The 11,708-nt window shown below is 43.0% G+C and carries 11 protein-coding genes; 3 read left to right on the top strand and 8 right to left on the bottom strand.

Translation table 11 applies throughout. The features are described 5' to 3' along the window. Positions 1–27: 27 nt before the first annotated feature. A complete protein-coding gene (locus tag V7L12_RS21620) occupies positions 28–1,131 on the bottom strand; it encodes a TIGR03032 family protein (protein WP_335087367.1) in 1,104 nt (367 codons plus the stop codon). Positions 1,132–2,035: 904 nt separating this feature from the next. Between V7L12_RS21620 and cysC the strand changes: the two genes are divergently transcribed. Further along, entirely contained in the window at positions 2,036–2,608 is a 573-nt protein-coding gene (gene cysC, locus V7L12_RS21615; protein ID WP_334816561.1) for an adenylyl-sulfate kinase, read from the top strand. 31 nt (positions 2,609–2,639) lie between these two features. Here the strand turns inward: cysC and V7L12_RS21610 are convergent, their stop codons facing one another. Next, positions 2,640–4,631: an ABC1 kinase family protein gene (locus tag V7L12_RS21610; protein WP_335087365.1), complete on the bottom strand. Its 1,992-nt coding sequence runs from the start codon at positions 4,629–4,631 to the stop codon at positions 2,640–2,642. 256 nt (positions 4,632–4,887) lie between these two features. Between V7L12_RS21610 and recN the strand changes: the two genes are divergently transcribed. Then, complete coding sequence (gene recN / locus V7L12_RS21605) at positions 4,888–6,636, top strand: DNA repair protein RecN (protein WP_335087407.1); 1,749 nt, start codon at positions 4,888–4,890, stop codon at positions 6,634–6,636. Between the two features lie 16 nt (positions 6,637–6,652). Here recN and V7L12_RS21600 read toward each other — a convergent pair whose 3' ends face one another. Beyond that, complete coding sequence (locus tag V7L12_RS21600) at positions 6,653–6,850, bottom strand: hypothetical protein (RefSeq protein ID WP_334816565.1); 198 nt, start codon at positions 6,848–6,850, stop codon at positions 6,653–6,655. Between the two features lie 430 nt (positions 6,851–7,280). Between V7L12_RS21600 and V7L12_RS21595 the strand changes: the two genes are divergently transcribed. After that, complete coding sequence (locus tag V7L12_RS21595) at positions 7,281–7,712, top strand: hypothetical protein (protein WP_335087364.1); 432 nt, start codon at positions 7,281–7,283, stop codon at positions 7,710–7,712. A gap of 88 nt (positions 7,713–7,800) precedes the next feature. Here V7L12_RS21595 and V7L12_RS21590 read toward each other — a convergent pair whose 3' ends face one another. The 5 genes from V7L12_RS21590 to V7L12_RS21570 form a co-directional block, all read right to left on the bottom strand. Continuing rightward, entirely contained in the window at positions 7,801–7,926 is a 126-nt protein-coding gene (locus tag V7L12_RS21590; RefSeq protein ID WP_334816569.1) for a hypothetical protein, read from the bottom strand. 67 nt (positions 7,927–7,993) lie between these two features. Continuing rightward, entirely contained in the window at positions 7,994–9,262 is a 1,269-nt protein-coding gene (locus V7L12_RS21585) for an MFS transporter (protein WP_335087362.1), read from the bottom strand. Beyond that, positions 9,228–9,701, bottom strand: a complete 474-nt coding sequence (locus V7L12_RS21580; protein WP_229493734.1) for a MarR family winged helix-turn-helix transcriptional regulator — start codon at positions 9,699–9,701, stop codon at positions 9,228–9,230. Before V7L12_RS21580 ends, V7L12_RS21585 begins: the two co-directional genes overlap by 35 nt. 19 nt (positions 9,702–9,720) lie before the next feature. Then, positions 9,721–10,575 (bottom strand): ABC transporter permease, encoded by an 855-nt coding sequence (locus tag V7L12_RS21575; RefSeq protein ID WP_335087360.1) that lies wholly within the window; start codon positions 10,573–10,575, stop codon positions 9,721–9,723. Next, complete coding sequence (locus V7L12_RS21570) at positions 10,532–11,383, bottom strand: ABC transporter ATP-binding protein (RefSeq protein ID WP_335087358.1); 852 nt, start codon at positions 11,381–11,383, stop codon at positions 10,532–10,534. The genes V7L12_RS21575 and V7L12_RS21570 overlap by 44 nt, the downstream gene beginning before the upstream one ends. Between the last annotated feature and the right edge of the window lie 325 nt (positions 11,384–11,708).

Below are 11,708 nucleotides of genomic sequence, written 5' to 3'. Positions count from 1 at the left end.
CAATTACGGTCTGATTAAACAGACTCCTTAGTCATTAGGAATCACCGCACTCGGTCGCAGCCAGTAGTTCAACTCTGGTGCTGTAAATGCTTGGCGGATTTCTTTTCGTTCCGAATTCAAAACCATCGGACGCTGCACACCAGCAAGAAACTGCACATCATAAAGTTCTTGACAGCCTGTCGTGAACTTCAGCATTCCCACGTGCTGCCCATTTCGCAAATCCACGACTGCGACGCCACAAAGCAACTTCTCAAACCGTTGGGTAATGGGCAACCCTCCGAAAATATGCCGTTCCCGAATCTGGCATAGTCCGACTAGGGCGTAATACCCCACGCAGCACAACCCCCGCAGAAATCCAGGGAGTACACAGACTACTTGTTTGTCTCCTGATTCTGGATGAATGCGCCATACTTCCCCAGCACCAGAGTTGAGTAACCACAAAAACCCGTCATGCCAAATTGGGGAATGGGGCATTGATAATCCATCTACAATAATTTCATTGCTCTCTACTTCCACCACGACTCCACCGTTGGCTTTACCTGGTCGCCATCCTCCAACGGTATCTGTCGCACCGAGGGCAGTTACATACTTGGGTTTGCCATCCACCATCGCTAAGCCATTCAGGTGACATCGGTCTTCTGGCACTACTTCAGAAATAAATTTGGGATGCCAGCGCGGTACAAAGCTAAAGTCTGGACTCAGGGCAGAAAGACACGAAAAGCGGGTGTTGACAACCCACAGCCCTTCTCTGCCAAATTCCAGGTCGTGAATATTAAGGTCGCCTGTGAAGTATGTCATCCGTGGCAAGTAAAGGGCATCGTAGCGTCCGGGCTGGTCTTCTAAAAACTCATAAGCTAATGTAGGGGCATTGGCTAATAAACAGACTTCGTGATGGGTAGCCAGTGCCAGTCGTGAACCATTCACTGCCAATCCCATTGGTTTGGAAAATTGGCGTAACAGCATGGTTATCTGTTGCCCATTCCAGCCTACTAGTGCTAGTTTTCCGGCTTGGTAGGTGGTGATGGCAACTGAACCTCCGGCTTGACTCAGCCAGGAGATAAATCCGTGATCGGCATCACATTGAATTAAGTTATTCTCTTCTGGGGCAGTAGTGGGAAAGGTAGCTAACATAAATTAGTTGAATTAAATTTCAAATTTTGTTGAGGAACTTTAGACTTAGTTAAATACAAAATATACTCAGTCGCTCTAGCTCTTAAAATTGAGCGGTAAATCACCAACTACGAACCCCGAAAATTATTGGCACAAACTACTAGTACAGCCCGGCGTAAATCCAGCTATCACCTCAATTAAGCAGACAAGTTGCTCTGAGCAACTGGTTAAAAGTGAACAAATTTATGCGAAAGTGTACTAGTGATTGATGTCATTAGTTTTGATGAGTTGTGAAAGTTTATAGTCAGGACTAAAACCCTTGAAATTGACTGATAAATCGCTGACTACGAACCTCTCAGAATTAATGACACAGACTACTAGGCGTGCCATCATTGTCAATAAACAAGCCTGTACCAGAAACAGCACGCACCTAAAGGAATCGCCCCCAGATAATGGGTCGTGCCGCCATAAAGCTGCACTGCATATAACTTTGCAGATATTTTGAACTTAGTTTTTTAGAATGTCCTAGTGGTAAATCTTATTTATTAATCTACTGTTATAATAAAGACTATTTTGTTGAAAAATAAACTGTATATATACTGAATGTAAAAATTAGTTAAAACTTCAATAATTTGAAAACTGGATCAGCAAGTTTTGTTACTATAGCGGCGAATTGCGTTGTTAGGGTTCAGAAAATACGTAAGGGTAACCCGTCCTATATATCGCCATCTTTTGTATTAAATATTTAGCCTAAGTACGTATAGTTATGCGATTCCTTGACTCGAAATCAGTAGAGGTAAAAGTAGCAAGGCTGACAGGGGCTGCCTTGTAATGGCTGAAATTCCTGCTAAAAAAGGATTATAAAAATCAAATTACTATTTGACCCACAATTACCTAAAAAAGCTTTTTTGGTGTGCCATTTAAAATGTACGACGAAAGTAGGATGAGACAACAAAAGTGTGGTGTGACAGTATGGTTCACTGGTCTGAGTGGTGCAGGTAAAACTACTATCTGTCAATTCGTGGAGAAGGAACTGCGGATACAGGGATACAGAGTTGAAGTTCTGGATGGTGATGCGGTACGTCAAAACCTATGCAAAGGATTGGGTTTCAGTAAAGAGGATCGAGTGGAGAATATTCGGCGCATTGGTTTTGTAGCTCAACTTCTTGCCAGAAATAATGTAATTGTATTGGTTTCAGCTATTTCGCCGTACCGCGAAATTCGGGAAGAAGTGCGCCAAAGTATTCGATTTTTCATTGAAGTTTACGTCAATGCATCATTAGCAGTTTGTGAACAGCGAGACGTCAAAGGGTTATATAAAAAAGCAAGAGCTGGGAAAATTAAGCACTTCACTGGTATTGATGATCCTTATGAAATACCACTCTGCCCTGAAGTTGAATGCAAAACTAACCAAGAAAGCGTTGCTGAAAGTGCAACTAAGGTCTTAGGAAAGCTAGAAGAGTTGGGTTATATAGTTGCTAGAATGAATGGTTTATGAGCTAAATAAAGTTTTTAACTCATAACTTTTACTAGGATGCCAATAATTGCCGAATTAACCTGGCTACAGCTTTCTGCGTGAAGCGGTTGGCAATTTGTTGACCTAAACGTTGTACATCTGAATTTACCAATAACTGGGCAATTTGGGATGCAAGTTGCACTGGGTCAAAGCCTCTTGTTTCTCGGAGAATACCTAATATATGTTTGATATGCTCCAAGGTTTGTTGTTGCTCAACTGTAGCCGCTGGAGTTTTATTAACTGCTGTCAATCCTACCCGTTCTCGCAACAAGGAGGTAAAGTTATGCAAAACATTTTTACCTAAAGCATCGAGTCCGTTAACAGATTCATCTACTAGCTTGTCACGAATAAAAGCACCGCGTTCAGATGACAGAAATTCTATCCCCTGATTCAGCACTAAATTAAAATCGTAGTCTTGACTATTACGCGCATTTTTTAACAAGTTTTCTAAGCGATTCCAGCGAAATCTGTTATCTTTAAATAACAAATCTTGCAATGATGCTCTTAATTGCGGTGCTGGGTCTGTTAACAGGCGTTTAGAAACGTAGGGATAAGCTTCGCTGAGAACTTTAAAGTTTGGATCTATATATATTGCAATACCTTCGAGCGTCACAAGGGAGCGAATAATTAAGGCGTAGTAGGGCGGTACGCGGAAAGGATACTCATACATCAAAGCTGATAGTTCATCGGTGATGCTTTTAATGTTGAGTTCGGCAACGCTGGCTCCTTGGGCATCAGCAAAAACTCTGGCAAAAGCTGGGATAATTGGTGTTAAATCGGTTTCTGGTGATAAGAAATCTAACTTCACGTAGTCTTTTGCTAATCCTTCAAAGTCGCGGTTGACAACGTGGACGATCGCTTCAATCAAACCATAACGCTGTGGTGGCTTAATCTCGCTCATCATCCCAAAGTCGAGATAAGCTAATTTGCCATCGGTTGTCGCTAACAAATTACCAGGGTGGGGATCGGCATGGAAAAATCCATGTTCTAGCAACTGGCGCAGGGAACACTGCACACCCACTTCAATTAAGTAACGAGCATCTATACCTTGGGCGCTAATTTCTTCTGTCTGGGTTAATTTGGTGCCGTTAATCCACTCCATCGTCAACACGCGACGATTGGTGTATTCCCAGTAAATTTTCGGTACGTATATGTCTTTTATGTGACCATATAACTCAAAAAATCGTTCGGCATTTTCACCCTCATGGATGTAGTCCATCTCTTCAAAGATGCGATCGCCTAATTCATCAAGAATCCCAACTAAGTCACTTCTTACCCGTTTAACCTTTTTCTGCACCCAAGCGGCGAGGTTACGCAAGATATACAAGTCAATGGTGATCCCCTCTCTTAAGTCGGGGCGTTGAACTTTAACAGCGACTTCTTCACCAGTTTTTAGCTTACCTTTATATACTTGCCCCAATGAAGCCGCAGCAATTGGCTGGGCAGAGAGTTCGGCGTAAACCTCTTCTGGAGGTGCGCCTAATTCTTCTTTGATAAACTGGTAAGCAATTTCGTTGGGGAAAGGCGGTAATTGGTCTTGTAGCTTAGTTAATTCTTCTAGGTATACGGGAGGAACTAGATCCGGTCTGGTGGATAAAGCTTGTCCAATTTTGATGTAAGCAGGCCCTAATTGGGTCAGCAATACTCGTAGCTGAGTGGCTCGGCGGCGGTCATTTTTGACGACAATTCCCCGTTTACTATCCGACCACAATCCAAAAGCAAAGGATAGAGTCGGCCCCAACACGGAAAAAATCCGCCGTAAAACTTGCACTTTTTTATTTTGGTAATGCGCCGCTATGCTCACGGGATCGTAGAGCGTCTCAGGTTGGGCTGTTGTCCTCACCTTTTGGGCTGCTAAGAGTTTTGGTGAGCGTACAACTAAACTTGATGTACCATCTTCTGGCACTACATCAATAACATCCAGTTCGTCGCCTCGGCGATTTGTGCCGTTGCGACTGTCCTCTTGAATCGGTCGGGAACTAGGGGGAAGTGTCTTAACAATCATGAAGAAGGCCACCAGTCAGAACGATCACATTAAGTATTGTAACAATATGTTTAGAAATTGGGAATTGGGAATGGGGCATTAGGGATTGGTTATTTTTTTTTCATCTCCCCCTGCCCCCTAGTAGTAATAGGTCTGCTACACTTAAACGGGCATACTAGTTCAATAGTAGTAGGTATTGCTAGTTGCTGAAAGATCATATTTATTGTCTTGTAAGTTAGAAGTATCTGGCATCTGCCCTTATGGAGAATTTGGCTTGATGTTGCTTTGCCTGCGAATTGAAAACTTTGCCCTCATTGACCAACTGGAATTGGAATTTGGCGCGGGACTAAATGTGTTAACAGGTGAAACCGGCGCGGGAAAATCGATTATCTTGGATGCCATTGATGCCGCTTTGGGCGGTAAAGTCTCTAGTAGAGTTATTCGCACGGGGACAAGTCGGGCGATGGTTGAAGCTACTTTCACTTCAAACGCCCCTCTAGCCGCTTGGTTGACTGAACAAGAAATAGATTTGCTTGATGAAAATTCTGTAGTTATTAGCCGAGAAATCACAGCCACTGCTAGTAATGTCCGCAGTCGATCGCGGGTGAATGGTGTGTTGGTAAATCGGCAGATCATGGTAGGAATGCGCGATCGCTTGGTGGAAATCACAGCCCAAGGTCAAACGGTACAAGTGGGACAATCTGCCCAAGTCCGCGACTGGCTAGATTTATATGGCGGCGACTCCTTGATGCAGCAACGTCATAAAGTTGCCACCAGCTTCAGTACTTACCAACAGGCGCATTTAGCACTAGAAAAACGCCGGACATCAGAACGGGAACGGTTGCAACAATTTGACTTGCTCACCTATCAAGTGCAGGAACTGGGAACAGCCAATCTCACTGAACCTGATGAATTGGAACAGTTAGGACAAGAACGGGAACGCCTAAATCACGTCGTCGATTTGCAACAGATGAGTTACAAAGTTTATCAGGCTTTGTATCAAAATGATAATGAAACCCCAGCCGCCGCAGATTTATTGGGAGACAGTGAGGCGACATTAAATGACATGGTGGAATACGATACCCAACTGCAATACCTGTTGGAATTGGTACGGGACGCGCAAGCTGCGGTAATGGAAGTGGGAAGGCAAATTAACGCTTATGGGGACGGTTTGGAAGCCGATCCGCAGCGGTTGGAAGAGGTGGAAGAACGAATTCAGGAGTTAAAGCAAATTTGCCGCAAGTATGGACCGACACTTACAGAAGCGATCGCCTATTACCAACGTATCCAAGCAGAATTAGCCCAACTCAACGACAGCGAACAATCTATCGAAAGTCTGGAACAGCAAGAAAAGGCGTGTTTTGAGAAACTCACCCAAGCAAGTAATCAGTTAACTCAATTGCGGAGTAAGGCGGCTGCTAATTTAGAATCACGTTTGATAGCTGAACTCAAGCCCCTAGCGATGGAAAAGGTGAAATTTTTGGTTGAAATATTACCAGCTTTCCCAACTGCGATGGGAGCAGACAAAATTACCTTTACATTTAGTTCCAATCCTGGAGAACCACTGCAACCTTTAACAGAAGTTGCCTCTGGTGGAGAAATGAGCCGTTTTTTACTAGCGCTGAAAGCTTGTTTTTCTCAGGTTGATGTTGCTGGAACTATGGTATTTGATGAAATTGATGTCGGGGTTTCGGGAAGGGTAGCCCAAGCGATCGCGGAAAAATTATACCAGCTAAGTCAACGCAACCAGGTGTTATGTGTTACGCATCAACCTTTAGTTGCGGCAATGGCCGATCGGCATTTTCGTGTAGATAAGCAAACTATTAATCAAGGCAAAGGTAAAAAATCTAACGATGACAGTGCCGAACAGCGTACCGTTGTCAGAGTTACTACCTTGGATAATTTAAACACCCGTCGGGAAGAACTAGCGCAGTTAGCTGGTGGTAAATCTGCAACTGATGCGATCGCTTTTGCCGAATCTCTGTTATTACAAGCTGCTAACCACCGTCAAAAAATTAAAAATTAAAGATAAATCTACGTTTTTAGTAATGACTTACCAAGATAACTCCAACAGCTTTAACCCCAGGTAAGGTGAAGAAATATCCACCACCAATGGGGCGAATATACTCCTCCAAAGGTTCTCTTTTCAAGCGATTTTGTACTGTCACAAACCCCTTCTTTAAATCAGCTTGAAAACAGACAAACGACAAATCCATGTCTAACTGTCCAGCTTTACCCATTTGTCAAGTGCAATTCATACCAATTTCAATGATCTTACCCTGCAAATTTCAGTAGTAAAATTATCTAAAAATTTGACATAAGCATCTAAAGATTTGGCACAAGCATCTAAAGATTTTTCATTGTAAGAATAAGTTAATTTTTTTATATTTGTTGGCATAACCAGCATTAATTGCAGGTTTATTTTAGTCAGTAAATTTCATAAAAACACTCTGTAATTCAGTAAGAGAAGCTCAAGATTAGTAATTATAAAAGCAAAAAAAGCTACAAAATAATACCATTTTAGATTTTGGATTGTAAACCGCTTAGGATATCTAAATTTTATCTATCCATCTGTCGCAATCATTTTTTAAATTGGTATAAGCTTAACTATGCTTTTTTAACATTTATTAATGAAGCAGAATTTATATCCTAATAGGAGGATTAACTCTAATGGCATCTGATTCAAATTCTGTTTTTGGTAATATCGTTAATGGTGGTGGTCAGGCTAGCAACCTCAGCGATCCTTTCGCACCTGGAGGTGCTTTTGGCATCCCAACGGCTGACAGCTTTGATTTGGATAAGTATGGTATTCCAAAAGAAGGCAGCTTCGATCCTGCTAAGTATGGTATCCCAACGGCTGACAGCTTCGATTTGGATAAGTATGGTATTCCAAAAGAAGGCAGCTTCGATCCTGCTAAGTATGGTATTCCAAAAGAAGGCAGCTTTAGTTTGGGTAGCTCTGGCATCCCAACGGCTGGCAGCTTCGATTCCGCTAGTTATGGAATTCCACAAGAAGGCAGCTTCGACTTTACTAAGTATGGAATTCCACAAGGAGGCAATATACCATTTGGTAATGGTGGTGGCGGTTTGCCAACTGCTTAGTGCCAGCATAACTTGAAGGGCGAATTGAAGTTATAAATTCTCCCAAAATTCTGGGTTTGTCTACCTTCTAATTACGCGATGTGCGTCGCTAAACAAAAATCCCACCTGATGCAAAAGCTAACATATCCTGATTGTTATCTCTTGCTGGGGTGGGATAAATATTATCTATGGAATAAATGGTAGTAGCTATTACTTCATCATCTGATACTACCATTTTTATTTTTACAGCAGTTTGCAAGTAACTGAGGTACAAAATGCAGGAATTAAAATCAGACAGAATTCTATTTATATTCCTGCAAAGCCCCTAACTTACGAATTCCTGGCCAAATCATGGCTGTAGCAATCACCACTACAATTGTGCCAATTCCACCACCCACAACGGAAATCACTGGGCCAAATAAAGCAGCAGTCAAGCCTGATTCAAAGCCCCCCAATTCATTAGAGGCACTAATAAACACGCTATTAATAGCAGCAACCCGACCACGCAAATGATCCGGCGTTCTGATTTGAACTAATGTATGGCGAATCACAACGCTAATACTATCTAGTGCGCCACCAAGGATCAGCATCAACATAGACAGCCAAAAGGAACGAGAAAGCCCAAAGATAATTGTTACAACCCCAAAGCCAACCACTGACCATAATAAGGCTGGCCCTGCTTTGCGTAACGGTGGTAAATACGCCAGGGTGATAGCCATAGTCAAAGCACCGATGGAGTGAGCTGCTTGTAAGTATCCCAATTCCACTGGCCCCACATGTAAAATATCTTTGGCAAAAATCGGGAGGAGCGCGATCGCACCACCCAACAATACAGCAAACATATCCAATGTAATCGCTGCTAAAATCAACTGATTCTGCCAAACAAATTTAGCACCGGCTGCAAGTGCTTTAAATGAAATTGGTTCGGTTGAGCGAATACTTTTTTGCTCTTTGATCGCCAGCGTTAAAATAAAACATAGCAACGCTGCGATCGCTGCTAATACATAAACTCCTGTAGCACTTCCTAACAGCGCAATCCCAAATCCTCCGAAGGCTGGGCCAATAACAGCAGCCAATTGAAAGCTACTACTATTCCAAGTAGCTGCATTGGTAAAGGCGCTGACAGGTATTAATTGCCACATCAGAGCATCACTGGCAGGTTTAAGAAATGCCCTCGCTACACCCGTTAATACCAAACAGGCGTAAATTAGAAAAATTGCACCTTGAGTATAGGAAAGTACCCCTAAAGCTAGGGAGCAGAGAGCTAGCAGCATTACCGAGAGTAACATGGTCACTTTGCGATCGCGGCGATCGGCAACATCTCCGGCAATTAAGGTGAGAACAATCATCGGCAAAACTTGCGCCAGTCCTACACCGCCTAAAGCGATCGCTGAGTTAGTCCGCTCATAGAGTTCCCAGCCAATCGCTACAGTTTGCATTTGCGATCCCACGAACAGCACTAGCCGTCCAATGGTAAATAGCCGATAGTCTCGAAACTTAAAGGCTGCAAAGGGATCGTGTTGTGCAACCTCTAAGTTATGGGGCTTTGAGTTCTGTTTTCTCGAAGACATTTTTTAGTAGAGTTAAGCCTTCTTCAATGTTGGAAATTTGGTCTTCTGTAAGACCTTTCAGCAAGTCGGTAATATGAGCGCGAGTTTGATCTTGGGATTGTTTGAGATGGTGTTTTCCATCTTCAGTTAAATTGAGCAGCACCCGCCGTCGCTCTTGAGGATGAGCAATCCGTTTCACAAAGTCGCGTTGTACCAAACGTTCAATGGTTGCTGATGCCGTGGCAGAGGTGACACCTAAATGTTCTGCCAGATCAGACAATGAAGCACCGGGATTCCGATTGATAAATGCTAGCGATCGCAATTGAGGTATAGATAAAAAAGCGGCACTATGGGCACGCATATCCGCTCGGATAAACCGCATCACTAATGGAACTGTTTCCATTACTCTAGCGGCACATTCTTCGGAAGTTGCACCTTGATTAGGTTTATCCAAGGTCATGGGCTTGTTGTTCTCCTAGTTACATGGCCACCCGTGGATAAAGCTTTCCACCAATGATGGCCAAAATTATTAATGTTAATAAGAGAATTGTACAATCCAGACCAAAGCCATAGATGCTAGTGCCGTTTAACAGCATGGTGCTGCGTAAGCCGTCAACCTCATAAGTCAGGGGATTTAAATGGGAAATGAACTTTAACCAACTGGGCATCAACGAGATCGGATATATGGCATTGCTAGCAAAAAATAACGGCATGGTTAACAATTGTCCAATACCCGTCATCCTTTCTCGGCTTTTCACCAAACAGCCAATAATTAATGAGAAAATACAAAATGTTCCTGCCCCCAGCATCACCAGCAGTAGCACTTGGAGAATAGCTAAGGGATGAAGATTTAGTTTGACACCTAATAAAAATGACAATCCGTAAATGAATATTACCTGAGATAAACACCGTACCCCACATGCTAGACCTTTGCCCAACACCATCGCTACACGGGGTGTAGGACTAGCTAAAAATTTATGTACAATCCCTAAATCTCGCTCCCAGATTAGCGTCATTCCACCACTGAAAATTGCCACAAACAAAATACTCTGAGCCAAGATGCCAGCAGAAATGAAGTCCAAATAGGGTAAGTTTCCTGTGGGAATCGCACGAGTGCGGGAGAAAACTTGCCCAAAGATTAGGAGCCATAAAGCTGGTTGCACAGCTCGAACTATTAAATCAGTGGGATCGTGGCGGAGTTTACGTATTTCTAATTCTGCGATCGCCAGGGTTTTCGTAACTAGCTCTTTAATTGCAGAGATCAAATTTACTCCGATAGTGGGTGGTGCTTTAACCCAACCGTTGAGCAGTATGTCTGGTTCTTGCTGTGTCACGGTAGTTCACTCCTGATGTTAACTGGTCGCCTGTATAGTGAATAAAGACATCATCCAAAGTTGCATTTGGGTTATCTAAAGAAGCTTTTAAGTCGCTTGGTGTACCTGTGGTAACGACTTCACCTTGCTGCATAATTGCCACTCGGTTACATAAGCTGTCTGCTTCTTCTAAAAAGTGGGTTGTTAAAAATATAGTTGTGCCGTAATCAACACAGAGTTGTAGTACAAGCTGCCATACTTGAGTTCGAGCGATGGGATCTAGTCCGACAGTCGGCTCATCAAGAAACAGAATTTGGGGTTGATGTAGAACTGATATGCCAATTTCCAGCTTGCGGATCATCCCACCAGAGTAGTTTCGTACCAAGCGTTTCGCCGCATCTTGCAAACCCATGTATTCTAGAATTTCATAGATGCGGCGATCGCGTCCTTTGGCAGGTATTCCATACAGCTTGGCGAAGATTAAGAGATTTTCGTAACCAGTTAGACTACCATCAGCAGACAGTGCTTGGGGTACATAGCCGATAGCCCGTCTCACAGGATTAGATTGACGAGCCACGTCATAGCCAGCTAAGGTTGCTTTCCCTGCACTGATAGGCAGTAAGGTTGTCAACATTTTAATAACTGTACTTTTCCCTGCGCCATTGGGGCCAAGCAGTCCAAACACTTCCCCCTGTTCCACAGATATGCTCAGGTTATTAACAGCAGTTAACTTCCCAAAACGGCGTGTGAGTCCCTGAGTTTCTAAAATCAACAGTTTTGGTTCGCTAGGAAGTTGCGATCGATTTATTTTTCCCGTCAGTATTGTCACAAGTTTGATGCACTTCTATTAATTAGTAAATCTAACTATTAGCTTCTCAATAGATTTGCCAGAAGTCAATAGACTTCTGGCATAAATTTGAATCAGAGTAAAAAGAAACTCACTAGAGTGGTGGCAAGGTTATTGATGGGCAAAGTATCACTGACAGCGATCGCAGTCTACTCAGCGCCCGCAAGTTCTTTGTCAATTTGTGGAGTTGAGTTAACAGCTTTCAGTATTTACCGTCTTGGCTGATTGCTATAAAAGTTAATTAGGGTTTATTTTTATGGGTTTTTACGTTGCAAGAGAGTTTTTTAACAGGCAATCTTGGCTGGTA

Source organism: Nostoc sp. (assembly GCF_036918245.1).
GTDB lineage: Bacteria > Cyanobacteriota > Cyanobacteriia > Cyanobacteriales > Nostocaceae > Nostoc.
This window is presented reverse-complemented; position numbering and strand designations above follow the sequence as displayed.

Coding starts and splice junctions, on each gene's coding strand:
- V7L12_RS21620 (WP_335087367.1), bottom strand. CDS start 1,131: ATGTTAGCTACCTTTCCCACTACTGCCCCAGAAGAGAATAACTTAATT.
- cysC (WP_334816561.1), top strand. CDS start 2,036: ATGTACGACGAAAGTAGGATGAGACAACAAAAGTGTGGTGTGACAGTA.
- V7L12_RS21610 (WP_335087365.1), bottom strand. CDS start 4,631: ATGATTGTTAAGACACTTCCCCCTAGTTCCCGACCGATTCAAGAGGAC.
- recN (WP_335087407.1), top strand. CDS start 4,888: ATGTTGCTTTGCCTGCGAATTGAAAACTTTGCCCTCATTGACCAACTG.
- V7L12_RS21600 (WP_334816565.1), bottom strand. CDS start 6,850: ATGGGTAAAGCTGGACAGTTAGACATGGATTTGTCGTTTGTCTGTTTT.
- V7L12_RS21595 (WP_335087364.1), top strand. CDS start 7,281: ATGGCATCTGATTCAAATTCTGTTTTTGGTAATATCGTTAATGGTGGT.
- V7L12_RS21590 (WP_334816569.1), bottom strand. CDS start 7,926: ATGGTAGTATCAGATGATGAAGTAATAGCTACTACCATTTATTCCATA.
- V7L12_RS21585 (WP_335087362.1), bottom strand. CDS start 9,262: ATGTCTTCGAGAAAACAGAACTCAAAGCCCCATAACTTAGAGGTTGCA.
- V7L12_RS21580 (WP_229493734.1), bottom strand. CDS start 9,701: ATGACCTTGGATAAACCTAATCAAGGTGCAACTTCCGAAGAATGTGCC.